Origin of the sequence: Campylobacter sp. BCW_6463 (genome assembly GCF_001762785.1) — a bacterium.
Classification (GTDB): Bacteria; Campylobacterota; Campylobacteria; order Campylobacterales; family Campylobacteraceae; genus Campylobacter_D; species Campylobacter_D jejuni.
In genome coordinates, this window is the sequence record NZ_MJXL01000078.1 from 76,134 (window position 1) to 102,117 (window position 25,984).

29 protein-coding genes and 2 pseudogenes are annotated in these 25,984 nt (G+C 30.4%); 20 read left to right on the forward strand and 11 right to left on the reverse strand.

All coding sequences use genetic code 11. The annotated features are described in order from the left end of the window. Nucleotides 1-12: 12 nt before the first annotated feature. The 10 genes and pseudogenes from cgb to AJ884_RS10245 all read right to left on the reverse strand — a co-directional run bounded on the left by cgb (nt 13) and on the right by AJ884_RS10245 (nt 4,231). Nucleotides 13-435: a single-domain globin Cgb gene (gene cgb, locus AJ884_RS09410; protein ID WP_002871269.1), complete on the reverse strand. Its 423-nt coding sequence runs from the start codon at nt 433-435 to the stop codon at nt 13-15. Between the two features lie 66 nt (nt 436-501). Continuing rightward, a pseudogene (locus tag AJ884_RS09415) lies at nt 502-900 on the reverse strand (molecular chaperone); the annotation flags it as partial. Nucleotides 901-975: 75 nt separating this feature from the next. After that, nucleotides 976-1,416 carry a hypothetical protein gene (locus tag AJ884_RS10005; RefSeq protein WP_180371440.1) on the reverse strand — a complete coding sequence of 147 codons (441 nt, stop codon included), beginning with the start codon at nt 1,414-1,416 and terminating at the stop codon, nt 976-978. Continuing rightward, nucleotides 1,394-1,750 carry a DmsC/YnfH family molybdoenzyme membrane anchor subunit gene (locus AJ884_RS10275; protein WP_308203065.1) on the reverse strand — a complete coding sequence of 119 codons (357 nt, stop codon included), beginning with the start codon at nt 1,748-1,750 and terminating at the stop codon, nt 1,394-1,396. Before AJ884_RS10275 ends, AJ884_RS10005 begins: the two co-directional genes overlap by 23 nt. Further along, nucleotides 1,751-2,191: pseudogene (locus AJ884_RS10280) on the reverse strand (4Fe-4S dicluster domain-containing protein); the annotation flags it as partial. 56 nt (nt 2,192-2,247) lie between these two features. Further along, nucleotides 2,248-2,385 (reverse strand): hypothetical protein, encoded by a 138-nt coding sequence (locus AJ884_RS10225; protein ID WP_251817328.1) that lies wholly within the window; start codon nt 2,383-2,385, stop codon nt 2,248-2,250. A gap of 24 nt (nt 2,386-2,409) precedes the next feature. Then, nucleotides 2,410-2,805, reverse strand: coding sequence for a hypothetical protein (locus AJ884_RS10230; RefSeq protein ID WP_070277956.1), 396 nt, complete (start codon nt 2,803-2,805; stop codon nt 2,410-2,412). 109 nt (nt 2,806-2,914) lie between these two features. Then, entirely contained in the window at nt 2,915-3,094 is a 180-nt protein-coding gene (locus AJ884_RS10235) for a hypothetical protein (protein WP_251817329.1), read from the reverse strand. 346 nt (nt 3,095-3,440) lie between these two features. Then, entirely contained in the window at nt 3,441-3,890 is a 450-nt protein-coding gene (locus tag AJ884_RS10240; RefSeq protein ID WP_070286654.1) for a molybdopterin-dependent oxidoreductase, read from the reverse strand. A gap of 212 nt (nt 3,891-4,102) precedes the next feature. Next, nucleotides 4,103-4,231 (reverse strand): hypothetical protein, encoded by a 129-nt coding sequence (locus AJ884_RS10245; protein WP_257841576.1) that lies wholly within the window; start codon nt 4,229-4,231, stop codon nt 4,103-4,105. A gap of 295 nt (nt 4,232-4,526) precedes the next feature. Between AJ884_RS10245 and AJ884_RS09440 the strand changes: the two genes are divergently transcribed. The 20 genes from AJ884_RS09440 to AJ884_RS09535 all read left to right on the forward strand — a co-directional run bounded on the left by AJ884_RS09440 (nt 4,527) and on the right by AJ884_RS09535 (nt 25,027). Then, nucleotides 4,527-6,062, forward strand: coding sequence for an ABC transporter substrate-binding protein (locus AJ884_RS09440; RefSeq protein WP_070277952.1), 1,536 nt, complete (start codon nt 4,527-4,529; stop codon nt 6,060-6,062). Beyond that, complete coding sequence (locus tag AJ884_RS09445; RefSeq protein ID WP_070277950.1) at nt 6,062-7,006, forward strand: ABC transporter permease; 945 nt, start codon at nt 6,062-6,064, stop codon at nt 7,004-7,006. The genes AJ884_RS09440 and AJ884_RS09445 overlap by 1 nt, the downstream gene beginning before the upstream one ends. After that, nucleotides 6,993-7,787, forward strand: a complete 795-nt coding sequence (locus AJ884_RS09450; RefSeq protein ID WP_074470062.1) for an ABC transporter permease — start codon at nt 6,993-6,995, stop codon at nt 7,785-7,787. The genes AJ884_RS09445 and AJ884_RS09450 overlap by 14 nt, the downstream gene beginning before the upstream one ends. Beyond that, the gene (locus tag AJ884_RS09455; protein ID WP_070277946.1) at nt 7,784-8,494 is read left to right on the forward strand and encodes an ATP-binding cassette domain-containing protein; all 711 of its coding nucleotides are present in this window, start codon (nt 7,784-7,786) and stop codon (nt 8,492-8,494) included. Before AJ884_RS09450 ends, AJ884_RS09455 begins: the two co-directional genes overlap by 4 nt. Next, the gene (locus AJ884_RS09460; RefSeq protein WP_070277944.1) at nt 8,487-9,152 is read left to right on the forward strand and encodes an ATP-binding cassette domain-containing protein; all 666 of its coding nucleotides are present in this window, start codon (nt 8,487-8,489) and stop codon (nt 9,150-9,152) included. Before AJ884_RS09455 ends, AJ884_RS09460 begins: the two co-directional genes overlap by 8 nt. A 112-nt stretch (nt 9,153-9,264) precedes the next feature. Continuing rightward, nucleotides 9,265-9,654, forward strand: a complete 390-nt coding sequence (locus AJ884_RS09465) for an NAD(P)H-quinone oxidoreductase subunit 3 (RefSeq protein WP_002824972.1) — start codon at nt 9,265-9,267, stop codon at nt 9,652-9,654. Next, on the forward strand, nt 9,636-10,139 hold the full coding sequence (locus AJ884_RS09470) for a NuoB/complex I 20 kDa subunit family protein (protein WP_002777888.1): 504 nt from the start codon (nt 9,636-9,638) through the stop codon (nt 10,137-10,139). Before AJ884_RS09465 ends, AJ884_RS09470 begins: the two co-directional genes overlap by 19 nt. Next, complete coding sequence (locus AJ884_RS09475) at nt 10,136-10,930, forward strand: NADH-quinone oxidoreductase subunit C (RefSeq protein ID WP_074470063.1); 795 nt, start codon at nt 10,136-10,138, stop codon at nt 10,928-10,930. Before AJ884_RS09470 ends, AJ884_RS09475 begins: the two co-directional genes overlap by 4 nt. Before the next feature lies 1 nt (nt 10,931). After that, nucleotides 10,932-12,158 (forward strand): NADH dehydrogenase (quinone) subunit D, encoded by a 1,227-nt coding sequence (gene nuoD / locus AJ884_RS09480; RefSeq protein WP_070277938.1) that lies wholly within the window; start codon nt 10,932-10,934, stop codon nt 12,156-12,158. Next, complete coding sequence (locus tag AJ884_RS09485; RefSeq protein WP_002824979.1) at nt 12,155-12,382, forward strand: NADH-ubiquinone oxidoreductase subunit E family protein; 228 nt, start codon at nt 12,155-12,157, stop codon at nt 12,380-12,382. The genes nuoD and AJ884_RS09485 overlap by 4 nt, the downstream gene beginning before the upstream one ends. After that, nucleotides 12,379-13,071 (forward strand): NADH dehydrogenase, encoded by a 693-nt coding sequence (locus tag AJ884_RS09490; protein ID WP_070277936.1) that lies wholly within the window; start codon nt 12,379-12,381, stop codon nt 13,069-13,071. Before AJ884_RS09485 ends, AJ884_RS09490 begins: the two co-directional genes overlap by 4 nt. Continuing rightward, on the forward strand, nt 13,068-15,530 hold the full coding sequence (locus AJ884_RS09495) for an NADH-quinone oxidoreductase subunit G (protein ID WP_070277933.1): 2,463 nt from the start codon (nt 13,068-13,070) through the stop codon (nt 15,528-15,530). The genes AJ884_RS09490 and AJ884_RS09495 overlap by 4 nt, the downstream gene beginning before the upstream one ends. Continuing rightward, nucleotides 15,523-16,521 (forward strand): NADH-quinone oxidoreductase subunit NuoH, encoded by a 999-nt coding sequence (gene nuoH / locus AJ884_RS09500; protein WP_002856570.1) that lies wholly within the window; start codon nt 15,523-15,525, stop codon nt 16,519-16,521. Before AJ884_RS09495 ends, nuoH begins: the two co-directional genes overlap by 8 nt. Before the next feature lie 9 nt (nt 16,522-16,530). Further along, entirely contained in the window at nt 16,531-17,172 is a 642-nt protein-coding gene (gene nuoI, locus AJ884_RS09505) for an NADH-quinone oxidoreductase subunit NuoI (protein ID WP_070277932.1), read from the forward strand. Beyond that, a complete protein-coding gene (locus tag AJ884_RS09510; protein WP_070277931.1) occupies nt 17,169-17,687 on the forward strand; it encodes an NADH-quinone oxidoreductase subunit J in 519 nt (172 codons plus the stop codon). Before nuoI ends, AJ884_RS09510 begins: the two co-directional genes overlap by 4 nt. Next, entirely contained in the window at nt 17,684-17,980 is a 297-nt protein-coding gene (gene nuoK, locus AJ884_RS09515) for an NADH-quinone oxidoreductase subunit NuoK (protein ID WP_002858466.1), read from the forward strand. Before AJ884_RS09510 ends, nuoK begins: the two co-directional genes overlap by 4 nt. A gap of 1 nt (nt 17,981) precedes the next feature. Further along, the gene (nuoL, locus tag AJ884_RS09520) at nt 17,982-19,772 is read left to right on the forward strand and encodes an NADH-quinone oxidoreductase subunit L (RefSeq protein ID WP_070277930.1); all 1,791 of its coding nucleotides are present in this window, start codon (nt 17,982-17,984) and stop codon (nt 19,770-19,772) included. A 1-nt stretch (nt 19,773) separates the two neighbouring features. Beyond that, complete coding sequence (locus AJ884_RS09525; RefSeq protein ID WP_070277929.1) at nt 19,774-21,261, forward strand: NADH-quinone oxidoreductase subunit M; 1,488 nt, start codon at nt 19,774-19,776, stop codon at nt 21,259-21,261. Further along, a complete protein-coding gene (locus tag AJ884_RS09530) occupies nt 21,251-22,639 on the forward strand; it encodes an NADH-quinone oxidoreductase subunit N (RefSeq protein ID WP_044794378.1) in 1,389 nt (462 codons plus the stop codon). The genes AJ884_RS09525 and AJ884_RS09530 overlap by 11 nt, the downstream gene beginning before the upstream one ends. Before the next feature lie 21 nt (nt 22,640-22,660). Further along, the gene (locus AJ884_RS09535; RefSeq protein ID WP_070277928.1) at nt 22,661-25,027 is read left to right on the forward strand and encodes a tetratricopeptide repeat protein; all 2,367 of its coding nucleotides are present in this window, start codon (nt 22,661-22,663) and stop codon (nt 25,025-25,027) included. Between the two features lie 42 nt (nt 25,028-25,069). Here the strand turns inward: AJ884_RS09535 and AJ884_RS09540 are convergent. After that, the coding region (locus AJ884_RS09540; protein ID WP_002934477.1) for a methyl-accepting chemotaxis protein at nt 25,070-25,984 on the reverse strand (915 nt) is incomplete at its 5' end.

Consider the following 25,984-nt stretch of genomic DNA (forward strand, 5'->3'; position numbering starts at 1 on the left):
AATGGGCTTATATTATTTATCATAGAGCTTTTTTTCTATATCGATATAAAATTCAGCAATTTTTCCATAAGCAACTTCCCAAGCTTTAAGAGTGGCTTCATCAGGATTTAAAAGATTTTTAATAGCCTTTAAAAGGCAAGCTCCAACTATAGGATAATGCTCTTCTTTAACCCCTAAATTAACATGAGTTATGGCAACTTTATCAACAAAGCTTCTCATATTTTCCAAATTTTCTATATTTTTGGCTGCCATTAAAATCGCCATCGCTAAAGCTTTTGGTTGTTCTCCTGAAATTTGTTTTTCCATATTAAACATAGGTTTTACCTCAGGATAATCATTAAACATTATTTTATAAAACTCCTTGGTTAAATCCTCTCCATTTTTTTGCAAAATAGGCACACAATCTTTGATAATTTGAATTTGTTCTTTTGTCATAATTTCTCCTTTTTATTGTAAAAGAGATATTTTATATCTTAAAAAGGAGAAAAAAATTGACTTGTGTTAAAATTTTGTATTTAGTTGATTGAAAAAGTCTTGCATTAACATTGCTAATGCTTTATAAAAATGTGTTTTAGCTTTATTGATAACATCAAAACTCCACATGTTAAACCAAGTAAAAAATTCTTCTTTTAAGAATTTTTGCAAAGTTATATCATCTTGTTTTTTGATTAAAAAACTAATAAATAATAATTCATTTATCAAGCTATCTGCAGGTTCTTCATTAAAAAAAGAAAAAAAGTTATTTTGCGCAAAAATTTGCTTAACTTTATCAGAATTATCTGAATAAATTTCTTTATTTTCATCAAGATAAAAAGAAGCAAAAGGCGGTGCTTTTACATAATCAACATCGCTTAAAAACAAAGATGTAAAATCACTTGCTATTAATTTATCATCTTCGTTTGAAGATGATAAAAGCTTTAAAGCGGTGCATTGTAATTTGCTATTATTTTTTAAAAACCAATTTTGCCAGAATTTTTATTTTTTAAGTTTTTCTAGCAAAAAATGATTAGGTGGATTTTGCAAAAAATTGATAAATATGTCTATTGCCAATTTTTGCATTAAGAATGTCCTAGTATTTATAAGTCCATAAAATAGCATTCTGGTGGTAAATACCCCTAAAAATGTGCAAAGTAGGGAAAAATAAGCAAAAAATTTACTTTTAAATTTTTCATGTAAATAATTATGCAAATACCAAGTAAAAATCCCAAGTCCTAAGAATGCAAAAGAAAGCGGTATAAACCAATCATAGGCTCCACCTAAAAGTTCAAAAGGGTTTACAAGCCCCATAATCCAAGTTTGTTCTACATGTAGGGTTTGCAAAACTATAGCAGTGCTTAAAGCCCTATGCCCATAAGTCCTGTAAAAAACGACATTTTTTTCATGTTCGCTATTTTCAAAAAAAACAATAATAAACAATAGCACCTAAAAATATAGTACTAGCGAAAAAATAAAGCAAAGTGATCTTAAAATCCCAAGTAGGCACACTTTCTTGCATGGAGTCATAAGCTCCACTCATAAAGAAAAGTCCTAAAATTCCACATATTAGCGTAAGATAAAACACCCAATTTGAAGTTTTTAGATAAAGCAAAAAGCCCAAAGCACATACAAGAGATACAAATAAAATTTCATTATTCATCCAGCCTATATGCCACTCATTGTTTGCATAAAAAACACCCATTCTATTTAATACATTAAAAATGTGTGTAATATCATTTAAATGAAAAAATGAAGGGATAAAAGCAACCACCATTGCAAATTCCTTTGGATTTTTACCTTCTTTTAATCTCTCATAACACCCATCGCATTTGCTCATATGACCACTTTCATGGTTAAATTGAGGTGCGCCATAATGAAATGCTATAGCACAAGCTTTGCAGCCTATACACATACTATCATCGATTGCTACTATGCCCCATTTATTTTCGTTGTTGCACCGGTTGGACAAGCTTTAAGACAAGATGGATTAGAGCAATGATTACAAGAAATAGAAGTGTAGTAAGCAAAAACATTTTGCTCAAAACTTCCATCTTTTTTAGCTGTCCAATTTCCCGCTTCAGTCTCAAATACACGGCGAAAATTAACCCACAGGCATATTTTTATAATCCTTGCAAGAAAGTGAGCAAGTCCTACAGCCTACGCATTTGCTTTGATCTAGCATAAAACCAAATTGTGAATTTTCTTCTAATTTTATCTTTTTCTCCTTAAACTTTTGCAATTTCAACTAAAATAGAATGTTGTCCATTTCCTTTAGAAATAGCATGGCACTATACTTGCCAAAGAATTCACACAAGTTCCCACATCGATGCCATTTTCATATTTTACCCATGCATCTTGCGGGGTTACTGCACAACCTGGTATGATTCCTAAGTCATTTCTTGCTTGCACCACATCGCCTGTTTTGATACTTCTTTACTCTGCATCTATAGTATTTATCCAAATTTTTTGTGGATTAGCTTCTCTAATTTGTGGAATTTCCCAAAAGTTAGAATGCGTTCTGCCTTTGTAGTAATAGCCAAAAAATTGCAAAGGATACTTTTGTTTTAATGGACCCAAAATCCCTTCTCTTTGGCTTTCAAAAACAGGAATAGGCATTATTTGTTGTCCTTCTTTTAATTTCCAAGTTTTTTGCATTTGTGCGAGTTTTGTGCTATAAATTTCTATCTTTCCGCTAGGAGTTTTTAAAGGATTATTGATGGGATCTTTTATAAAACTTTGTAATGCGACTACAGGTTTTACAGGCTCAAATTTTACAAGTCCTTTTTCGCACATTTCTTCAAAACTAGGCAAAAGTGGATTTTTTTTCATACTTTCTTCATAAAGGTATTTTAGCCAATCTTTTTGCGTTCTTCCTTCGCTAAATTCTTTTTCTATGCCAAGTCTTTAGCAAGTTCAAGACACATTTCATAAATAGGTTTTACTTTTCACCAACTGGCTCGATAGCTTTTTGACAATAAATAATATAAGGCTTATTGCTATAATATTCTGCACTAGGTCTTATAAAATCTTCTTGCTCTAGCATAGTTGCATCAGGTAAGATATAATCTGCGCAGTTATTTGACGGAGTTCTAGTTACATTAATATCTCTACTATACACTTACACAAATTCTCATCGTTTAAAATATCATGCACTTATTTAATGGTGCTGTGCTGATTTGTAAGGCAATTTCCTGCTGTATTAAATAAATTTGATATTTTGTTTTAATTGTGTTTTACCACGTACTCCATCGCTAATATCTGCCATTTCTTTTCCGCGATAAATGGCATCTGTGAATAAAAAACAAGGCTTTATGGTGGTAATTTCTCTTGCAAGTTGAACTATGTGGTTTATAATCTTGCTAGCCCAATCAGGAGTTTTTTCTACTCCATCGTTTAGTCCTAAAACATAGCTTTCATAACTTGAGTTTTGGTTGTATCTTGTGGCAGAGTATTTTCGCTAAAGCTTATGGTGTATTTATCAAGAAAAGTTCTATCAAGTAAATCTTTTTATCATCACATAAGTTAGCACAGCAATCAAAGCTGCATCGGTTCCTGGTGCTAAAGGCTTTTTGATAAGCATAGCCTACTCCACCACCTCCCATTCTAGTTTCAACATGATTTGCTCTAAAAAATATAGCTAATTTTGCAGAGCGTAAAGTGTATATATCGCTAGCAGGAGATCCTCCATAGAAAAAATTCATAGCATTTGAAATTTGAGCCGTAGAATAAGAATTATGATAATTTAAATAATCACCATAAAGATTTAAAAGTCTAGCCCATGGACCTTGTGTACAGCGATTGATTATTGTTCTTGTTGTATAATTTATATAAAAGGCTTCATTGCCGTATTTTTCTTTAATTTCTTGCATTTTGGCAGAAATTTCATCAAAAGCTTGTTTCCAAGAAATAGGCATAAAAATTTACCTTCACCCCTTTTTCCCACTCTTTTTAAAGATCTTTTTAGGCGATTTGCGTTGTAAACTTTATATCTTGAACTACGCCCTCTAATACAGGCTCTTGCTTGACGATTATCAAAGCTATCATCACCTTCATTATCAGTACTGATTATTTAATAATTCCATCTTGAGAATGTACTTTTACGGGACATTTTGTTCCACAATTTACATTACATCCAGCCCCATTTGCTGATCAATGGTGGAGTTTTTAATAAATTTGCACTTAGATTTATAGGGCTTAAGGTTAAGCCGCCAAACAAAGAACTCCATTTTAAAAAATCTCTACGATTTTGTTCCATGTTATCTCCTTACATTTATGTGATAAAAATTATTGCGATTATAATACAAATAATAATTTTATTCAATTAAAATTAAGACTTTAAAACTCCTAAATATAGGCTTTATAATGGATTTTTCGTTTATGAATTTAACTTCAAAAAATAAAAATTTGAATAATATAGTGATAGAAATTTATTAAAATAGTATTTAAATAGAAATTTATAACTAAAATATAATTTTATCCCCCGTATAGGCTTGCGAGTTGAGTTTTTTTGTTTTATAATTTTACAAATTATTAAATGAAAAGGTTTATTTATGTTGAGATTTTTAATTTTTGTATTGTTATTGTTTATAAATTTAGAAGCAAAAACCCAAAAAGATATGCTTATTATAGCAGTTGAAAATGAAATCACAAGGATAAATCCTGCTTATAGTGAGGATCATGATGCAGTGATTAATCTTGTATTTTCAGGGCTTACGCGTTTTGATGAAAATATGAGTTTAAAACCTGATTTGGCTAAGTCTTGGGATGTTAGTAAAGATGGGCTTATTTATGATATTTTTTTAAGAGACGATGTTTTATGGCATGATGGAGTCAAATTTAGTGCTGATGATGTGAAATTTAGTATAGAAACCTTTAAAAATCCTAAAAACAATTCTTCTGTTTATGTCAATTTTGAAGACATTAAAAGTGTGGAAATTTTAAATCCTTCTCATGTAAAAATCACACTTTTTAAACCTTATCCTGCATTTTTAGATGCTTTAAGCATAGGAATGCTTCCTAAGCATTTGCTTGAAAATGAGAATTTAAACACAAGCTCTTTTAATCAAAATCCTATAGGTACAGGTCCTTATAAATTTGTAAAATGGAAAAAAGGTGAATATGTTGAATTTAAAGCTAATGAACATTTTTATCTTGATAAGGTAAAAACTCCAAGACTTATTATAAAACACATTTTTGATCCTTCTATAGCTAGTGCTGAGCTTAAAAATGGCAAGATAGACACAGCTTTAATCGATGTTTCTTTGCTAAATATTTTTAAAAATGATGAAAATTTTGGAATTTTACGTGAAAAATCGGCTGATTATCGGGCTTTAATGTTTAATTTTGATAATGAATTTTTAAAAGATTTAAAAGTAAGACAAGCTTTAAATTACGCAGTTGATAAAGAAAGTATAGTAAAAAATCTTTTGCATGATTATGCTTTTGTAGCCAATCATCCTTTAGAGCGTTCTTGGGCAAATCCTAAGAATTTTAAAATTTACAAATATGATCCTAAAAAAGCCGAGGATTTACTTGTAAGTGCAGGTTTTAAGAAAAATAAAGATGGAAATTTTGAAAAAGATGGGAAAATTTTAGAATTTGAAATTTGGGCGATGAGTAATGATCCTTTAAGGGTAAGTTTGGCTGGAATTTTGCAAAGCGAATTTAAAAAAATAGGAGTTGTAAGCAAGGTGGTGGCTAAACCTGCTGGAAGTTTTGATTATTCTAAAGTAGATAGCTTTTTAATAGGCTGGGGAAGTCCTTTAGATCCTGATTTTCACACTTTTAGGGTATTTGAAAGTTCGCAAGATAGTGCTTTAAATGATGAGGGTTGGAATTTTGGACATTATCATGATAAAAAAGTGGATATAGCCTTGCAACAAGCAAGAAATACTTCAAATTTGGAAGAGAGAAAAAAATATTATAAAGATTTTATAGATGCTTTGTATGAAAATCCTCCTTTTATCTTTTTAGCCTATCTTGATTTTGCTTTAGTTTATAATAAAGATTTAAAAGGTATCAAAGCAAGGACTTTAGGTCATCATGGAGTGGGTTTTACTTGGAATGTTTATGAGTGGAGTAAATAGTGCTAAAACGCTTAGTTTTTAGTCTTGTCGTAGCATTTTTTAGCACTTTTTTATGTTTTGTTTTACTTCATTTTAGTAAAGGCAGTATAGCTTATGCTAATGGAGTTAATTCACAAAGTAAAGAATTTGTTCAAAGAATAGAACAAAATTTAGGGCTTGATAAGTCTTTGCTAGAGCAGTATAAAATTTGGCTTTTTAAGGCTTTAAAAGGAGATTTAGGAGTTTCTTTTTTAAGTGGAGAAAGTGTTTTAAAGCTTATAAAAGAAAGAATTTTTAATACTTTTATTTTGGGTTTTAGTGCCTTAATGCTTTTATTTTTACTCAGTGTTTTTTTGGCACTTTTAGGATATTACTATAAAGAAAGTTTTATAGATAAAATCATCACTTTTTTAGCTTTTAATTTTTTTGCTTTACCTCCTTTTGTTTTGGCTTTATTGTTTGTTTTAATTTTTGGAATTTTTTGGAAAATTTTGCCTGTTATGGGAAGTAGTGATATAGGCTTTGAAGATGATTTTTTAAATCGTTTAGAGCATTTGATTTTACCTGTTTTGGTGCTCGTTTTATCACATTTGGCGTTATTTTTAAGGATTGCTAGAAATTTTATCAATGAAAGTTTTTCTCAAATTTTTATTCAAAATTTATACGCTAGAGCTTTAAGGGAGAAAGATATTTATTTTTTAGTTTTGAAATATTCTTTAAGTCCTATTGTAGCTTATTTTGGGGGAAGTGCTTTAAGTTTTATGATGGGAACTTATGTGGTAGAAAGTGTCTTTGCTTACGAGGGGCTTGGGTCTTTACTTTTTAAAAGTATTATTTTTAAAGATTATCCTGTTGTACTTGCACTTATATTTTTTAGTGTTTTACTTGCAGCATTTTTTACATTTTTAAGTGATATTGTAGCTAGGATTTTAAATCCTAGATTAAGAAGGCTTGATTTTGTTTAAATTTCTTATCATACTTGTGCCTTTAATTTTTTTATTTTTATGTGCCTTGTTTGCACCTTTTTTGGCTCCTTTTGATATTTTAAGCACTCATTTAGAAAATTTGCATCAAGCTCCTAATTTTACTTATATTTTAGGGACTGATTTTTTAGGCAGGGATTTGTTTTCTCGTTTGCTTTTTGCTTTGAGAAATTCTTTGATCATAGGTGTTGGTGGATCTTTATTGTCTATTATCTTTGCTTTGTGTTATTTGTTTTTAGCACGATGTTTTTTTTATATTTTTTGGATGCGTATTTTAGAGTTTTTTTTAGCCTTGCCTGCTTTTTTACTTATGATGTTTTTTCAAAGTATGATAACTTCTGATGTGTTTTTGATGATTTTTTTAATCGCATTAATTCATTGGTGTTTCATAGCAAGAATTATAGAAAGTGAATTAAAAAGACTTGAAAATTTAGATTTTTACAAAGCAAATATAGTGCTTGGAAGAACTAAATTTAGAGCTTTTTTTAAAGATTTAATACCTGCTTTAAAAACACTGATTTTTACACTTTTTATATTTAATATTGTTCATGCTATAGCCACAGAAGCTACTTTGAGTTTTTTTGGACTGGGCTTAGGATTTGAAATTCCAACTTTAGGTACTCTTTTGAGTGAGTCTTCAAAAGCAGTTTTTATAGGTGCTTGGTGGATGATACTTTTTCCACTTTTAAGCTTGCTTTTGTTGTTTTTACCTCTTTTATGGTTGGGTAATTTTTTACAAAAAATTTGGGGTATAAGATCTTGAAGGTAAGAAATTTAAATATCAGTTTGAAGAATAATTTATTGCTTAAGGATATTAATTTAGATATAAAAACAGGCAAAACTTTAATGATACTAGGACAAAGTGGAATGGGTAAAAGTTTGCTAGGAAAAGCTTTGGTAAGACTTTTAGATTCTAATTTCACAATAAGTTTTGATGAATTAAGTTTTCATAATTCTTGTATTTTTAATTTTAACAAAGAAGAGCTTAGAGATTTTCGTTCTAAGGTGGCACTTGTTTTGCAAGATGCAGAGCTTAGTCTTTATCCTTATTTGGATATTGGAAATTTATGTCATCTTGTTTTAAAAACTCATACAAAATTAAAACAAAAAGAAAGAAAAGATTACGCTTTTTCTTATTTTCAAAAATTAGGATTTGAAAATCTTGATCGTTTGTGGCATTCTTATGCTAATGAATTAAGTTTGGGTATGGCAAGAAGGGTGAGTCTAGCTTTGGCATTATTAAATCAACCCCAAATTTTAATTTGTGATGAAACCACAGCTTCTTTGGATAAAGAAAACGCTTCTAAGATTATATCGATTTTAGAAGAATTAAAAAATAACACAGCCTTAGTTTGTATCACTCATGATTTAAATTTGGTAAATTCTTTAGCAGATGAAATTCTTATGCTAGAAAAAAATAGTTCAAATTTATATAGCTTAGATGAGTTTTTAAGGTATTATAATGCTTAAAGTTTGTAATTTAAGTAAGTTTTATGAGCTTAAAAAGCATTGGTATTTAAAAAAAGAAAGACATATTATTTTTGATAATATCAATTTTTCTTTAAATAAAAATGACAATTTAATAATTTTAGGTAAAAGTGGTGCAGGTAAAAGTACATTAGCTAGAATTCTTTGTTTTTTAGAAGATCCAAGCGAGGGTGAGGTATGGTATGAAAATCTTAACTTACACAAGCTTGATAAAAACAAACAGAGACTTTTAAGAAAGCAAATTCAGTATTGCTTTCAAGATCAAAAAATGGCTTTAAACCCTTATAAAAAAATCAAAAATCTTATACAAGATGGTTTGGAAAATTTTAATTTACAAAAGAATGATGATTTGATTTTAGAATTTTTTGATTTTTTTAGTCTAAAAAAACAAATTTTAGAACAAAAACCCTATGAGTTAAGCGGAGGAGAAGCCACACGCGTAGGTCTTATCCGTGCTTTGGTTTTAAATCCTAAATTGTTGATTTTAGATGAAATTACTTCAGCGCTTGATATTAAAACTTCTAAAGAAATTTTAACTTTTTTATATTACTATCAGCAAAAAAATAATATTTCTTATATATTTATAACCCATCAAAGTGATCTTTTTTATAAATTTAATCATAAAAAATTAAAACTTTAAAAAATATTTTTTAATATAAGTTTCAATATAGAAAGTTTAGAGTAAAATAAAGAAAAGTGTAAATTTAATTTTTGTTGTGGAGTGATTAAAGTGCTTTAAAAAAGGAGAATAAATGTCTCATATAGATGCTTCGCATCCTTATTTTGGTATTTTTTTAATGCTAGTACTTGCTAGTGTTATTTTTTTTGGACTGGTTTTTTTAGCTTCAAAAATTGGTAATAATTTTGCCGCAAAAAATCGCAAAAAATTAGGACTTGGAATTTATGAATGTGGTCCTATTCCTGTTAAACAAGCTAACAAGATTAACTCTCAATTTTTCATCATCGCCTTAATCTTCATACTTTTGGATATAGAAGTTGTGTTTTTATTTCCTTGGGCTTTGATTTTTAAAGATTTAGGTTGGTTTGGGCTTTTAGAAGTTTTTGTTTTTATCGTACTTTTAGGAGTTGGATTTTTATATGCTTATAAAAAAGGAGCGTTTGCATGGCAGAGCATCAAGTAAATTATGCAAGTGGTTTGCCCGTAGTTTTAACTAGTGTTGATAAACTAGTTCAATGGGGCAGGAGTAATTCTTTATGGGCTTTATCTTATGGACTTGCCTGTTGTGCGATTGAGATGATGGCGGCTGGGGGTTCAAGATATGATTTTGATAGATTTGGAACGATTTTTAGAGCTTCACCACGCCATAGTGAAGTGATGATTATCGCAGGAACTTTATGTAAAAAGCATGCTGAATTTACAAGAAGACTTTACGATCAAATGCCTGATCCTAAATGGGTGATTTCTATGGGAAGTTGTGCCAATACAGGCGGTATGTTTAATACTTATTCTACGGTTCAAGGAGTGGATAGAATTATACCTGTAGATATTTATGTGCCAGGCTGTGCTCCACGTCCAGAAAGTTTTCAGTTTGCTTTGATGATTTTGCAAAAAAAGATTCGCAAAGAAAAAGCAAGTCGTAAAATCGCACCTAAAAGGTTGGTATAATGAGAAAGTATAGCGATAAAAAAAATGCTCAAACTCAAAATTATTACAAAGATAGATTTTATCACGCGCCACACACTGTAAAATCTGATGTTAATGAAAGTGTTTTTAAAGATGATTTTGAAGTTTTAAAAACTCAAGTAGAAATTTTAAATTCCTTTGTAGAGCTTGATTTTTGGGTAATAGAAATTAAAAAAGAAGACAATATTAAAACCTTGCAAATGCTTAAAACTTTAGGGTATTTAAGTTTTACAGAGGCAAGTGCTATTGATTTTATAGCAGATAAAAATGGTTTTGAAGTGTTTTATCAGCTTTTAAATTTAGAAAAAAAATTAAGAGTGAGAATAAAAACTTTTGTAGGTGTAAAAGAGCGTTTACAAAGCGTGGCTCATATTTTTAAAGGAGCAAATTGGAGTGAGAGAGAAATTTATGACATGTTTGGAATTTTCATCATAAATCATCCCAATTTAAAACGCATTTTAATGCCTGATGATTGGTTTGGGCATCCGCTTTTAAAAACTTATCCTTTAAAGGGCGATGAGTTTGCAAGATGGTATGAGATTGATAAAATTTTTGGCAAAGAATATCGTGAAGTAGTGGGCGAAGAACAAAGAGATCCTGGTTTTGTTGATGATAAAGATACGCTAAATTTTGCAAGACTTTATCATGAAGTGCCAAAAGGTGGTCAAAAGAAGGAAGTTTCCTTTAAACAAGAATATCAAGAAGATGAAGGCGTAGCTTTTGTAAAAAAAGTAAAACGTGATGAAGCAAAAATTTTAGAGAAAAGGCGTTAAAATGCAAATTCCTAGCAAGTTAAAACCTTATTATGAAAATATAGCTTTTGAGCAAGAAGACTCAAAAATGATTATCAATTTAGGCCCTCAACACCCTTCAGCACATGGAAATTTACGTCTTATTTTAGAACTTGATGGAGAGCAAGTTGTAAAAGCGCGTCCTTGTATAGGTTATATGCATCGTGGTATGGAAAAAATGGCTGAAAATATGATTTATCAAGAATTTATTCCTACTACTGATAGAATGGATTATATCGCCGCTTCAGCGAATAATTATGCTTATTGTGCAGCGGTTGAAAAGCTTTGTGGTTTAGAGATTCCACGCCGTGCAGCAGTGATACGCATGATACTTTTAGAATTAAACCGCATTGCATCACATTTACTTTGGCTTGCCACTCATGCGCTTGATATTGGTGCGATGAGTGTGTTTTTATACTGCTTTAGAGAACGTGAATATGTTTTGGATTTGATAGAAAAGTATTGCGGTGCAAGGCTTACGCATTCTTCTATGAGAATAGGCGGGGTTATGCTTGATTTACCTGAGGGTTATTTAGAAGAAATGCTTGCATTTTGCGATAAATTTCCAAATGATTTAAAAGATTATGAAGATCTTTTAGATGATAATAGAATTTGGCGTTTAAGAACTGAAAATGTAGGTGTGGTTACCAAAGAACAAGCCTTAAATTGGGGTTGTACGGGTGTGATGTTAAGAGGAAGCGGTATAAAATACGATATACGCAAAGAAGAGCCTTATTTGCTTTATAATGAAGTCGAATTTGGTGTGCCTTATGCTACGCAAGGGGATTCTTATGCAAGATATAAAGTTTATATGCAAGAATTTCGTGAAAGTTTGAAAATCCTTAGACAATGCGCCATGCTTTATAAAGATACTCCGCCTGAAATTTTAGCTACGCATCCTGAGTATGTAAGTGCTTCAAAGGAACAAATTTTAACGCAGAATTATTCCTTAATGCAGCATTTTGTTTTAATTACTCAAGGTTTAAAACCTCCTAAAGGCGAAGTTTATGTGCCTACTGAAAGTCCAAAAGGTGAGCTTGGCTTTTTTATCCATAGCGATGGTACAGGAAGACCTTATCGTTTAAAGGCTAGAACGCCTAGTTATTGGCATTGTGCGTTTTTTGAAGAAATGCTTGTAGGTACTTATTTAGCTGATGTTGTAGCCATTATGGGTAATGTAAATATAGTTTTAGGTGAGATAGATCGATGAGAAGAGTAGATTTAAGAAAAAGCAAAGAGCTTTTTGAAGATTTAGCACAAATCATAAAAGAAGCAAAACAAGGCGAGGTTTTAGTGGTGCTTTTTGAAATCGGCGATTTTTCTCCTGTTGAAAAAAGTTTTTCTTTTGTAAAAGAACAAGGCTGTGAGCTTTTAAATTCTTTGAAATTTAATCAAGTGGATTGGACTATTGTTATAAAAAAGGAGAGGGTATGATTTATGATAATGCTCTTTGTTTTTTAGATATGTCAAGCCTTAAAAACAAAAATTTATGTGAAAAAATAGGTGTAAATAGCATTAATATTTCTTGTTTGGAAGATAAAAACTTAAAAGCTAAATTTTACAAATGCGAAATTGCAAGTTTGAGTTTTGTTTTAGCCTTGCTTTGTAAATTAAGCGATGAAGGGCATTTTTGCGATTTAGATGAGGGATATTTAAGTGCTGAATCTTGCTTTGGAGAGGAAGAAGCAGGTGAAGTGCTTGCTTTTTTAAAAGAGGCTAAGTATTTAATTATAGATAAAAATATCCATTCTTATAAAGATAGCGAAAATATCAAATATTTTTTGAATTTCTTAAGTGCAAAATATGAATTAAAGATTTTAGATAGCGATGAAGAAGAATGTGATTTTAAAAAGGCAAAATTAAACACCCTAAAAGAACTTGATAATTATGATGGTTTAGTGCTTTTTAGAGCCAATTTACAAGATAAAAATTTACATTGTTCAAAGCAATTTTTACAAATTGCAAAATGCAAAGATCAAAGTGAAGTTGAAATTTTGGCTAAAGATTTTAGTCTTAAAACCAAGCTTTGTTTAGATGAAAATTTACAAGGCACTATAGCTTTTTTAAATTATGAAAACAATGGTTTTGATTTTACTCCAATTCGCATAAAGGAAGCAAAATGACAGTTAAGATTAATGGTATAGATTGCGCCTTTGAAGAAGGCGAATATATTTTAAATATAGCAAGAAGAAATGATATTTTTATCCCAGCGATTTGCTATCTTTCAGGCTGTAGTCCTACTTTGGCTTGTCGTATGTGTATGGTTGAAGCTGATGGTAAAAAGGTATATTCTTGCAATACTAAAGCAAAAGAGGGTATGGTTGTAGAAAGTGATTTGCAAAATCTTTGGGATGAAAGAAATGAGATCATGCAAGCTTATTGTATCAATCATCCTTTAGAATGTGGGGTTTGCGATAAATCAGGCGAGTGTGAATTGCAAAATTTCACTCATAAAAGCCGTGTAAATGTTCAAAAACATTGGATTAAAGACACGCATAAACCGCATAAACATTGGGGAATGATTAATTACGATCCCGCACTTTGCATAGTATGTGAGCGCTGCATTACAGTTTGTAAGGATAAAATCGGCGAAAGTGCTTTAAAGACTGTTCCTCGTGGCGGAGATAGTGTGGATAATAGCTTTAAAGAGAGCATGGGAAAAGATGCTTATGCGATTTGGACTAAATTTCAAAAAAGTTTGATAGGCCCTGCAAATGGCGATACGCTTGATTGTTCATTTTGTGGAGAATGTACAAGCGTGTGTCCAACAGGAGCTTTGATAGGTTCGAAATTTCAATACACTTCAAATATTTGGGAACTTAAAAGAATCCCTGCTTCAAATCCGCATTCAAGCGATTGTGAGTTGATGTATTATGATATTAAGCAAAGTGGCATTAGCAATCAAAAAGAAAAAATTTATCGTGTGAGTAATGATTTTGCCTTCGCGAGTTTAAATAAGGCTGCAAGATTTGCTTTTGATACGCAAAATGAGGCGGATAAAGATGAAAAAGCCTTTAAAGAACTTGTGGAGCTTTTTGAGAAAAATGAAATTAAAAACATTAAATTTAATAGTTTTATTACCAATGAAGAAGCTTTGATTTTACAAAATTTAAAAAAGAAATTTAATCTTTCTTTGATCAATGAAGAAGCTTTGAAATTTAAAGAATTTTTACAAGAATTTATCGCTAATTCTGGTGAGTTTTATAGTGCTAATACTCAAGATATAACAAAAAGTGATTTTTTGGTTGTGGCTGGAATGCTTTTAAGATATGATGCTCCAACGCTTAGCTATAAAATCAATAATGCTTTAGTGATGAATAAAGGCTCAGGGCTTTATTTTCATCCTATGGAAGATATGGGTATAGCAAAATATTCTAAAAATTTTATCTCACACATTCATAAAAGTGGCGATGAAGAGCAAATTTTATATTTTTTACTTCAAAAATTTAGCCAAGATGAAGGTATCAAAACTCATTTAGCAGAGTTTTTTGTTAGTGAAAATAAAGAAATAGAAGAAAGTATCAACGAAGAAGTTGTAGAACAAGTCATAGAAAAAGATGAAGAAGGCAATGAAATTCAAAAAGAAGTAAAAAAAGTCGTGCCTAAGAAAGTGAAAAAAATCATAGAAGTGCAACGCTCTATTTTTGCTAAAAATTTAGGCATAGATGAAGATAAATTAGAAGATTTATTGCTTAAAAAAGCAAATTTTACTCTTGTTATAGGGAGTGATTTTTATTTTCATAAAAATGCGAAAAAACTTGCTAAATTACTTGCTTTGATCCAAAATACCACTCCTTTTAAAGTCTTTTTAAATCCTACGCATACCAATACCTTAGGTGTGGCCATGATTTGCGATTTGGATAAAAACACACAAGAAGGCAAGACTTTAGGTTATAATGAAAAAGGTGATTTTAGTTTTTCTTATGAAGAGCATGCAAATTTAGCTAGTGCGAGTTTAAATCAGCAAGAAGGAACTTTTTTAAATTACGATAAAAGAGTGGTGCCAACTAACGCTGCTTTAGAATTTAAGGGATATTTTTTAAATGATTTAGCTAATGCTTTAGGTTTTGATGAGGAATATACCATAAATTATACTAAGAGACTCCCTATAAATAAAGGTTTTTCTCCGATTGATTTTGATCATTTAGACAATTTTTATACCAATGCAGGCGATTGTAAAAGGGGATATGAGCTTAATTTAGAATGTTTTAAACAAGTTGCTAAAAAAGAATTCATCTCTCCAAATTTTGAAAATTTAAACCCAAAAGAAGATGAAATTTTGCTTTATAGTGCTAATCCTAGCTATCAATTTGGTAGATTTTCAAATCGTGCTAGTGCGATTAATGAGGTGATTTTTTTAGGTGTAAGTGAAAATTTAGCTAAAGAGAAAAATTTAAAAGATAAAGATCTTGTAAAACTTAAAATAAAAGATAAAGAATTAAGCCTTAGTGTGCGTGTGGATAAGGATATAAAAAATGGAGCTTTCTTACCGTATTTTGATGAAAAACTTGACACGCTAAGCTTTTTTGATGAAAGATTTGTTGTGGCGAATTTAGAAAAATTAGGAACAAACCATGAGTGATTTTGCTTTTTTTGCTTTAGAGGCTTTGATTAAATGTATTATTGTCATTGCAATATTTGCGAGTTTAGCAGGTCTTGCAACTTATGCTGAAAGAAAAGTTTTAGCTTATTTTCAAAGACGCATAGGGCCTGATATGGTAGGGCCTTTTGGGCTTATTCAACTTGTAGCTGATATGATAAAACTTTTTACTAAAGAAGATATAATCCCTTCAAATTCGCAAAAATTTATTTTTGCTATAGCACCTTTGATTTCTGCTATTTGTGCTTTTGTTTCTTTAGCGGCTATTCCTATGCTACCTGAATTTACTTTATTTGGAAGGGTGATTCAGCCTATAGTGGCAGATATCAATGTAGCTTTGCTTTTTGTCATCGGCACTTCAGGACTTTGCTTTTATGCGGTGTTTTTGGGTGGACTTGCAAGTAATAATAAATGGTCGATTTTAGGGGCTGCAAGAGGGCTTGTAGCGATTATTTCCTATGAAAGCGTAGGAGCTTTGGCTTTGATTGCTATTGTAATGCTTGTAGGTTCTTTTTCTTTGGTGGATATTAACAATTATCAAAGTGATGGATTTTTTTCTTGGCTTATTTTTAAACAGCCCTTGGCTTTTGTGCTTTTTATAATTGCTTTATTTATAGAGACCAATAGAACTCCGCTTTGTTTGACGGAAAATGATGCTGAAATTGTAGCGGGTTATGGAACGGAGTATTCGGGTTTAAGATGGGGTATGTTTTTTATAGGTGAATATGCTTCTATGATAGCTGGAGCTATTTTGGTAACTCTTTTGTTTTTAGGGGGTTTTAATAGCTTTTGGATTATTCCTGGTTGGATTATGATGATAGTAAAATCAAGTTTTATTTTCTTTTGGTATTTTTGGGCAAGAGCTGCTTTTCCGCAATTGCGTCCAGATCAAGTGATGAAAATGTGCTATTTGATCTTAATCCCTTTAGCGGTTTTAAACCTTTTAATCACTGCTTTGGCAGTTCTTTTATAGGAGTTTGATATGAAAAATTATTATTTAGTGGATGAGAAAAGAAAAACTCCTGTTAGCACTTGGGAGAAAATTTCACAAGCTTTGCGTAGAAGCGTTAAACTAGAGCTTTTTGTAGGGCTTGTTGTGATGATGAGAGAATTACTTAAGAGAAATAATAGCGCTACGATTAAATATCCTTTTGAAAAGGTAAAGCTTGACAATCGTTACCGTGCTGTTCATCGTTTGATGCGTTTTATAGAAAGCGAAAATGAAAGATGTATAGGTTGTGGGCTTTGCGAAAAAATTTGCATTAGCAATTGTATTAGAATGGAAACTTCTTTAGATGAAAATGGGCGTAAAAAAATAGGAAATTATAGTATTAATTTAGGGCGTTGTATTTATTGTGGTTTTTGCGCTGAGGTTTGCCCAGAACTTGCTATAGTACATGGGACAGAGTATGAAAATGCAGCCGAGCAAAGGTCTTATTTTGGCTATAAGCAAGATTTTTTAACTCCTATTGATAAGCTTAAAAATCAAGTTGAATTTGAAGGAGCAGGAAGCCTTAGAAAAGATGCTGATTTATTGGTGGTAAAAACACCAAGTTATTACGATGTGATGATTGAAAGAGCCTTAGAAAATCAAAATACACAAGAGCAAGGAGAAAATAAATGATAGAAAATTTAGCCTTTGTATTTTTTAGTGTAGTGGTTTTAGGCTTTTTTGGCATTGCGGTTTTAAGTAAAAATATGCTTTATTCTCTTTCGGCTTTAGCGGGTGGAATGGTGTTTTTATCGGGATTTTATTTTTTACTTGATGCAGAGTTTTTAGGCGTGATACAAATTATTGTTTATAGTGGAGCTGTGCTTGGACTTTATAGTTTCGCGATGATGTTTTTTGATGCTTCTAAAGAATTTAAAGAACAACTTAAAGCTAAAAAAAGTTTTTTTACTTTGGTAGTTTTAAGTGCGATTTTACTTTTGGCCATGCTTATAGGTTTTAAATACCAAAATATCAGCACGGATTTGTCTTTAAATGATCCTGCTTTGTTTGATTTTAATAAACAACTGGCTTTAGCGATTTTTTCAAAATATCTTTTGGCTTTTGAATTCATAGCCATTTTACTTTTGATTGCTTTAGTTTGTGCTATAGTACTTACTCATAAAGAGCTGGCAAAGGAAAAACAATGATAGAAAAGTATTTTTTTATAGCTATTTTAATGTTTGTCATAGGGCTTGTAGGGATTTTAAAAAGACAAAATCTCATTATGCTTTTTATTTCGAGTGAAATTTTATTAAATAGTGCTAATTTAGCTTTGGTAGCAGCTTCTAAAATGCACAATGATTTAAATGGACAGGTTTTTGCACTTTTTATCATGGGTGTAGCGGCTTGTGAAGTAGCTGTTGGTGTAGCTTTGTGTGTGCTTTGGTATAGAAGAAAAGGCACTTTGGAATTAAAAAGCTTAAAAGAAGTGGAGGCTTAGTATGCAAAATTTGGCTTTGATTTCTCTTTTTAGTCCTTTTATAGCTTTTTTGTTTGCAAGTTGTTTTGCTTTGAGTGAGAAAAAACAATTTGTAGGGATAATTTGCTCACTTCTAATAGCTTTGAGTGCTTTTTGTTCTTTGTATTTGCTTTTTTGCAATGAAGCTTTTAATGTGAGTTTGTTTGAATGGTTTGCTGGAGTAAATTTTGGCTTTGATATAGATGCCATTTCGCTTACTATGATGAGTGTTGTAGGTATTGTAGCTACTTGTGTGCATTTTTATAGTATTTTTTATATGGCTCATGATGAAGGTTTTAATAAATTTTTTGCTTATTTAGGACTTTTTGTCTTTTCTATGCTTTTTTTAGTTATGAGCGATAATTTCTTAGGACTTTTTGTAGGTTGGGAAGGCGTTGGGCTTTGCTCTTGGTTGCTTATAGGTTTTTGGTATAAAAATGATACTTATTCTTTTGCGGCTAATGAAGCCTTTATTATGAATCGTATTGCGGATTTGGGTATGCTTTTAGGAATTTTTTGGCTTTATTTACAAGCAGGAACTTTAAAATATGATGAAGTTTTTTCCATGGCACAAAGCCTAGATCGCAACGCTTTGATCCTAATCGCAACTTGTTTATTTATAGGGGCTATGGGAAAATCTGCACAATTTCCTTTTCACACTTGGCTTGCTGATGCTATGGCAGGGCCAACTCCTGTTTCTGCATTAATCCATGCAGCAACCATGGTAACAGCGGGGGTTTATTTGGTAATTCGTGCGAGCACGCTTTATGATTTAGTTCCTGAGGTTTCTTATATTATTGCCTTACTTGGAGCTTTTGTAGCGATTTTTGCAGCCTCTATGGCTTTGGTGGCTAGGGATTTAAAACGCATTATTGCTTATTCTACCTTATCGCAACTTGGATATATGTTTGTAGCTGCAGGACTTGGGGCTTATGGTATAGCTTTATTTCACTTAGCTACACATGCTTTTTTTAAATCTTTACTTTTTTTAGGTGCTGGAAATGTAATGCATGCTATGAATGATAAATTAGACATTAAAAAAATGGGTGGACTTTTTAAACCTTTAAAATTTACAGCTATTTTGATGTGTATAGGATCTTTAGCTTTAGCAGGAATTTATCCTTTTGCAGGATTTTTCTCTAAAGATTTGATTTTAGGATATTCTTTCATTTCTTTTCACCATGGTATTTTTTTGGTGCTTTTAATCGCAGCTTTTTTAACAGCATTTTATAGCTTTAGACTTTTAATGTTGGTATTTTTTACCCCTGCAAGACATGATGAACATCCACATGAAGCAAGTAAAATCGCACTTTTAGCTATGAGTCCTTTGATGGTTTTAGCTATTATTGCAGGATTTTTTGAACATAGTTTTTTTGAATATTTAAGCACAAAATTAGTTTTTATTGATGCACAAAATCAAATTGTAATGATTTGTGCGAGTGTAGCAGCTATTTTGGGTGTAATTTTGGCTATTTTTGCTTATAAAAATTCTTGGTTTAAAGAAAGTATTGAAGAAAATAAAATTCACAAACTTTTAAGTAATGATTATTTTATTCCTAAATTCTATCATCAATTTATTGTTTCAAAATATGAAAGTTTATGTGCGATTTTAAAGCATTGTGATCTTTATATTTTTGATAGAATAGTTGAAAAAATTGCTTTGTATTCTCAAATTATTTCACAAAAAATGATTATGCCAAACAGCTTAAACTTAATGCTTAGATTTTTGGTGGCAGCTTTTGTGATTTTGTTGATTTTGGTATGGATGGTGTAAAATGCTAAATTATTTGATATTTTTTCCTTTAATTTCTGCTTTTGTGGTTTTGCTTTTAAATCGCGGAGGCGTTAAGGTTTTTAGCGTTGTTGTAAGTTTTATAATTTTGGCTTTAAATTTGGATATTTTTGCGGATTTTTTACAAGGGGCAAGCTTTGATTATAATCTCTCTTTTAAAATTTTGAAATTTTTTAGCTTTCATGTAGGAGTAGACAGTATTGCACTTGTGTTGATGCTTTTAAGTTCTTTGATGATATTTTTAAGCTTTTTATTTTTAAAGCTGGAACAAAAAGCACTTGTATCTTGTATATTCTTTTTAGAATTTTCCATTATGGGACTTTTTAGCGCAAAAGATGGTTTGTTATTTTATGTTTTTTGGGAATTTTCTCTTTTGCCTTTGCTTTATATTATGGGAGTTTATAGTAAAGATTTTAGAGCAGGGGTGAAATTTTTTATCTATGCTTTTGTGGGTTCAATTTTAATGCTTGTGGCATTGATTTATCAAGCTTATTTAAATTATCAACTTTTAAACATCTTCACTTTTGACTTAGAAATTTGGAAAAATAATGCCTCGGCAGTAAATTTCACAGAGCAACTTTTACTTTTTGGAGCATTTTTTATCGCTTTTGCTATCAAAGCTCCTTTATTTCCACTTCATACTTGGGCACCTAAGGTTTATGCAAATTCGCCTGTGCTTGTTTCTGTAATGCTTGTAGTTTTTAAAATGGCTCCTTTTGGATTTTTACTTTTTTGTTTACCACTTTTTCCAGATGCGAGTGTGTATTTTATGCCTTTAATTGTAGCTTTATGCATAGTGAGTATCGTTTATAATGCTTTAATTGCTTATAGAGCAGAAAATATTAAAGAATTGATCGCTTATAGTTCTATTTCACATCTTGGTGTGATGATTTTGGGAATTTTTTCTTTAAATGCTTTGGGTATTAGTGGTGCGGTTTTTTATATGTTTGCACACGGTATTGTAACGGGAGCTTTATTTTTAATGGTTGAACTTTTACACCAAAGATATCATACTTATGATATTTCTTTTTACCATTCTTTGGCTAAAAAAGCACCTTTATTTTCAATTTTCTTTATGCTAATTTTACTTGCGAGTGTTTCTTTGCCTTTAACTGTTTCTTTTGTGGGAGAGTTTTTAATTCTTTTAGGTATAGCAAAGATTAATTTATTTTACGCTTTATTGGCAGGTTTGGTGATTATTTTAGGAGCGATTTATATGTTTGCAGTATTTAGAAAAATATTTTTCATGCAAAAACAAAGCTTTATAGAGAGTTTTTCTTTACGCTTTAGAGAAATAGTAGCGCTTGTGTGTATTGTAGTAATGATTTTTGGACTAGGGCTTATGCCAAATATACTTTTAAAGCCGATACAAAAAGATGTGGATAATCTTATAAAAACAATGAATATTAGAGCTGTGGAGCAAAATACTTTAGATTTTTTATCTAAAATAGGAGAGGCAAATGTTAAATAATTTTTTAAATTTAGAACTTTTAAATATAAGCTTATCTTATCCATTTTTATTTTTAATTACAACTGCAATAGTTCTTTTGCTTTGCTCTGGTTTTTGGAAATTTCATCGATCGTTTTATATTGGCATAAGTTCTTTATCTTTAATTGTAAGTGCTTTTTTGATTTTAAATAATGCAAATGCTCAAGGTTTAGAAGCAAAAGCTTTTTTGGCTACTTTAAATAATGATATTGTTTCATTTTATGCTTCTTTGGTGATTTTGTGTTTTTCATTTTTATATCTTTTAATGCAAAAAGAAGAAAATCAGGGTGAATTTTATGCTTTATTTTTATTTGTGATTGCATCTTTGCTTTTGATGGTTTCAAGCTCAAATTTAGTACTTATTTTTATAGGACTTGAAAGTTCTTCTTTAGCACTTTATACTTTAATAGCAATGCGTGGAAGTGATAATGCTATTTCAAGTGCGATAAAATACTTTAGTGTAGCGGCTGTAGGAGCTGGGTTTTTTGTTATGGCTGTAGCTTTTATTTATTTAAAAACAGGAACTTTAGATTTATCTGCTAATTTAGCGTTAAAAAATGAGTTTCAAAAAGATCCCATGCTTTTGGGTGCTGGAGTGATGATTTTTGTTCTTTGTGCAATCAAGCTTTCTTTGGCACCTTTTCATTTTTGGCTTAAAGATGTGTATTATGCAGCACATACAAATTTGGTTGCTTTTATTTCAGTTGTGCCAAAAGTTGCCATGTTGGGTGTGGTTATTCGTTTGTTTGATTTTTTAAATAATACAGGTTTTGAATATATCATAATAGTTCTAGCGATTTTTTCTATGCTTATAGGTGCTTTTGCGGCTCTAAGTCAAAACAATATCAAAAAAATGTTTGCTTATAGTTCTGTAGTGCATTCTTCTTTGGTTTTGGTGGCTTGTATTCCTTTACTAAAAGAACAAAATTTTGATGGAATTTTGCTTGCTATTTTTGGATATTGGACTTTATTTGCTTTTGCAAATTATGCTGTATTTATGATTTTAAGCAATTATGAGAATAATTCTTATGAGAGTTTAAATGGACTTTTGGTTAAAAAACCTTTAATTGCTTTTTGTTTGAGCATTAGTGTGCTTTCTTTAGCAGGTGTCCCGCCTTTTGGAGTATTTTGGGGTAAATTTATGATTTTAAATACAGCAATTTTAAATGGATATTGGTATTTGGCACTTTTTGTGGCTTTATCTTCTGTTATTATGCTTTATGCGTATTTAAAGATTTTAATTCATGCTTTATTTATGAAAAATGATAGGGTTCATAATATTAAGTTTAGTTTTATACAAAATTTTATTTTAGCTTTTTGTGTTTGTATAAGCACTTTTGCTATATTGTTAATGTTATAAGAGTTTTGCTATAATTATTTTATGAGAATATTATTTTTAATTTTATTAAGTTTTTTAAATGCTTTTGCTTTTGAGCTTGTTTTAAACACGGGTCGCGAAAATAATCAAGCTTTTGCAGTTTTACATGCGAGTAATGATTTAGAATTTACATGTCAAAAATTTATTACCGAATCAAAAGTTCATTTTGAATGTGATATTGCAGGTATGGTTGATAATAAATTAAAAGATCAGAGTTTTTCTGCTTTTGATTTAAAATTTATACAAGAAGCTCAAAAAATTAAAATGATCATTTTGCCAAAAATACAAGCAAGAATGTTTGACACTTCTCAAAATATTTATATAGATAAAGAACTTAGTTCATCAAGTTCGCATAAAAGTAAGGCTTTTACTTTTATTTTTGCACCAGAGCTAGCACCTATTAAAGACTATGATGGACTTGATTTTAATATCAATTTTCCACACGAGAGCTTGCCTTATGTTGGAGCTTTGGATTTAAATTCTGATCCTGTTATTATCCCTCAAAGTGCAGATATTAATACTTATTTACGCATCAAAAAAGAATACGATAAGGCTAATTATAGTCAGGTTGCTATTGATGCGCAAAATGCTATCAATAGATATCGTGGTAGTATTTTTATTAGTGAATTTATACTATATAAATTAAGAGCTCAAAATAAACTTTACACCCAAGATCCAAGCATGCGTGATCAACAAATTTTAGAAAAGATGATTGATGATGCTAAAAATTGGACGCGTACTTTTACAAGTGATAAAAATTTTTCAGAAGTTTTACATATAATGTTAAGAACTTATATCGCTTTAGCCCAGCGTGCTGATGTGGAATATACAATGTCGATTTTGGATAATGAACAACCTAATAATTATTTTACTCAGTTATCAAAACTTGATTATGCAGACTATATTTATAATTTAAATGAAAAAGAAAAAGCTGTAAATATTTATGAAAATACTTATTTTAATACAAAAAATTTAGATTTAGCTGCAAGAGCAGCTATGAGTTTGGCAAAGAATTTGCTTTCAAATGGGCAAGTAAATAAAGCTATAGAGTATATTAACACTATTTTAAAAGCCAATCCTGAATATTTTGGAAAAGATATTCCAAGATCTTTAGAACTTGCTAAATTATTTAATCAAAAAGGACAATTTGATATAAGTGCAAGTATTTATGAAGATGCCTTTGCTAAAATGTCCAAACTTGATCCAAGTTATGAAGAAACTTTAAAAGATTTAGCCTTAGTTTTATCACATACTAACAGATCTAGTGATGCTAAAAAATACCTTGATTTGTATATGGATGATTATTTAGATGGTAGGTATTTAGATGAAATCAAAAAAGCAAGTGATGAGGTATTCTTTGCTTTAGGTGATAATAATGCAAGCTTTTTGCATCAGCGTTATACAGATTTAATGAAGCAATATGCAAATAAAGATGAGAATATTGCAAATAAAGCTTTAGATGAAGATGTTGCACTTTATTATAAAGAGGGAAATTTTAGTGCGATTTTAGCTTATAAAAATCTTATAGAAAGTAAAAAAATTCCAAATGCTACTCAATTTTTAGAGAAAGCAGCTGTTAATGATTTAAAAAATGCGATAAAAGCTGATAATTGTATCAATGCTGCAAATATTTTTATGCGTTTTAGCGCTTATGATATAGGTCAGAAAATTGATAATAAAAAACAAATGTTAGCTTGTCTTATCAGAACTTCTAATGTTGAACAAGCACTTGATTATATAAATAAAAATTATAGCGAAGATTCTATATTTTATGGTCTTCAAAAAGCATCTATTCTTTTTGATAATAAACAATATCCTCAGGTGATTAAAATTTCTAAAGATATAGCTAATTCTAGAATTTTAAAAAGCGATGATGAGAATTTTAAGGCTTATTATTTGCAATTTTTGTCTTTGTTGCGTTTAAATGACTACAATCAAGCCATTAAAATTTTGCAAATTTTAGAAAGTTTTCCAATGAATTTTAGTATGGTAGAAGTCTATGATGCTTTACTTTCTTATGCTAATGATCATAATATGCAAACAACTATTTTAACTTACGCACCTAAGGCCATTGACTATCAAAATTTTAAAGGTATAAATCTTTTTAGTCCTAATTTAGAATTTATGTATCTTGATGCTTTGGCTAAAATCAATAAAAATGAAGAAAGTTTAGCTGTTTTAACAGATTTGCTTAAATTAAAACTTTCAGATGAAGATAGAGCAAGAGCTTTATATATCCAAGCTTTAACTTATGAAAGAATGCAAAATATACAAGCTGAAAAAGAAAGTTTAAAACAATGTCTTGAAATCAAAAGTGTTTCAAATTGGCAGAATTTATGTAAGAGTAAAAATCAAATTTTAAATCAATAAGTAAATTTAGAGATAACTAGCTTTTTAGCTAGTTATCTAAGGTTAAAACCTCTTCTTCTTAACATCTTCTAAGATATTATTAGCTATATCACTTACTGTACTAGAAATAATAGCTGATTCATTAGCAATTTCAACATTATCTTTAGTAGTTTGATCAATTTGTGCTACGCTATCATTGATTTGAGTAATACCTGCAGTTTGTTCTTTAATACTTTCTGCCATATCATTGATAGATTGAACAAGTAAATTAGTATTAGCTTCTATTTCAGATAAAGACTTTTGAGTTCTCTCAGCTAGTTTTCTAACTTCATCAGCCACAACAGCAAAGCCTCTACCATGTTCTCCAGCACGTGCAGCTTCAATAGCTGCATTTAAAGCTAGAAGATTAATTTGATCTGCAATATCTCCTATAATACCTGTAACATTTTTAATCTCTTCAGATTGAGTGATAACATCACTAGTTTTAACTGAAACATTTTGCATAGAAGAAGTGATCTCTTCTAAAGCTGCTGCAGTTTCTTCTAAAGATTGAGCTTGAGAATTTGAAGAAGTGGTTAAGCTTTGAACAGCAGTTTGTAATTTTCCACTTTCATTAGCTAAAGCATTAGCAAAGTCTGAACTTTGTTTTAGCATTTTAACTATTTCATCGCCTAAAGCATTAGTAGTTAATTCAACACTTCCTGAAGCATTAGAGATTTTATTTCTAAAATCTAAGCTTTTGTATTCTTCAAATATTTTATGAATAACATTCATATCAGAACCTACTCTAGCTTGTAAAACATCAAGAAGTTTATTTAGAACATTTTTAAGTTCAATAAGTTGTGGGTTTCTTGGATTAGCAGTAATTCTTGCTGTTAAATTACCACCTTCTACAACTGATACGGTTTGAACTGATTCTTTAACAGCTTGATTGTCTTGTTCTAAACCTTTTTTAGTAGCAAGGATGTTTTCGTTGAT

What these genes read in the sequence shown, in the direction of transcription:
- AJ884_RS10230 (WP_070277956.1), bottom strand. Translation starts at nt 2,805, where the DNA reads ATGAAAAAAAATCCACTTTTGCCTAGTTTTGAAGAAATGTGCGAAAAA.
- AJ884_RS09485 (WP_002824979.1), top strand. Translation starts at nt 12,155, where the DNA reads ATGAGAAGAGTAGATTTAAGAAAAAGCAAAGAGCTTTTTGAAGATTTA.
- AJ884_RS09490 (WP_070277936.1), top strand. Translation starts at nt 12,379, where the DNA reads ATGATTTATGATAATGCTCTTTGTTTTTTAGATATGTCAAGCCTTAAA.
- AJ884_RS09510 (WP_070277931.1), top strand. Translation starts at nt 17,169, where the DNA reads ATGATAGAAAATTTAGCCTTTGTATTTTTTAGTGTAGTGGTTTTAGGC.
- AJ884_RS09530 (WP_044794378.1), top strand. Translation starts at nt 21,251, where the DNA reads ATGTTAAATAATTTTTTAAATTTAGAACTTTTAAATATAAGCTTATCT.
- AJ884_RS09470 (WP_002777888.1), top strand. Translation starts at nt 9,636, where the DNA reads ATGGCAGAGCATCAAGTAAATTATGCAAGTGGTTTGCCCGTAGTTTTA.
- AJ884_RS09460 (WP_070277944.1), top strand. Translation starts at nt 8,487, where the DNA reads ATGCTTAAAGTTTGTAATTTAAGTAAGTTTTATGAGCTTAAAAAGCAT.
- AJ884_RS09535 (WP_070277928.1), top strand. Translation starts at nt 22,661, where the DNA reads ATGAGAATATTATTTTTAATTTTATTAAGTTTTTTAAATGCTTTTGCT.
- AJ884_RS09495 (WP_070277933.1), top strand. Translation starts at nt 13,068, where the DNA reads ATGACAGTTAAGATTAATGGTATAGATTGCGCCTTTGAAGAAGGCGAA.
- nuoH (WP_002856570.1), top strand. Translation starts at nt 15,523, where the DNA reads ATGAGTGATTTTGCTTTTTTTGCTTTAGAGGCTTTGATTAAATGTATT.
- AJ884_RS09440 (WP_070277952.1), top strand. Translation starts at nt 4,527, where the DNA reads ATGTTGAGATTTTTAATTTTTGTATTGTTATTGTTTATAAATTTAGAA.
- AJ884_RS10240 (WP_070286654.1), bottom strand. Translation starts at nt 3,890, where the DNA reads ATGCCTATTTCTTGGAAACAAGCTTTTGATGAAATTTCTGCCAAAATG.
- nuoL (WP_070277930.1), top strand. Translation starts at nt 17,982, where the DNA reads ATGCAAAATTTGGCTTTGATTTCTCTTTTTAGTCCTTTTATAGCTTTT.
- nuoI (WP_070277932.1), top strand. Translation starts at nt 16,531, where the DNA reads ATGAAAAATTATTATTTAGTGGATGAGAAAAGAAAAACTCCTGTTAGC.
- AJ884_RS10275 (WP_308203065.1), bottom strand. Translation starts at nt 1,750, where the DNA reads ATGGTGGTTGCTTTTATCCCTTCATTTTTTCATTTAAATGATATTACA.
- AJ884_RS10245 (WP_257841576.1), bottom strand. Translation starts at nt 4,231, where the DNA reads ATGGAACAAAATCGTAGAGATTTTTTAAAATGGAGTTCTTTGTTTGGC.
- nuoK (WP_002858466.1), top strand. Translation starts at nt 17,684, where the DNA reads ATGATAGAAAAGTATTTTTTTATAGCTATTTTAATGTTTGTCATAGGG.
- AJ884_RS09465 (WP_002824972.1), top strand. Translation starts at nt 9,265, where the DNA reads ATGTCTCATATAGATGCTTCGCATCCTTATTTTGGTATTTTTTTAATG.
- nuoD (WP_070277938.1), top strand. Translation starts at nt 10,932, where the DNA reads ATGCAAATTCCTAGCAAGTTAAAACCTTATTATGAAAATATAGCTTTT.
- AJ884_RS09525 (WP_070277929.1), top strand. Translation starts at nt 19,774, where the DNA reads ATGCTAAATTATTTGATATTTTTTCCTTTAATTTCTGCTTTTGTGGTT.
- cgb (WP_002871269.1), bottom strand. Translation starts at nt 435, where the DNA reads ATGACAAAAGAACAAATTCAAATTATCAAAGATTGTGTGCCTATTTTG.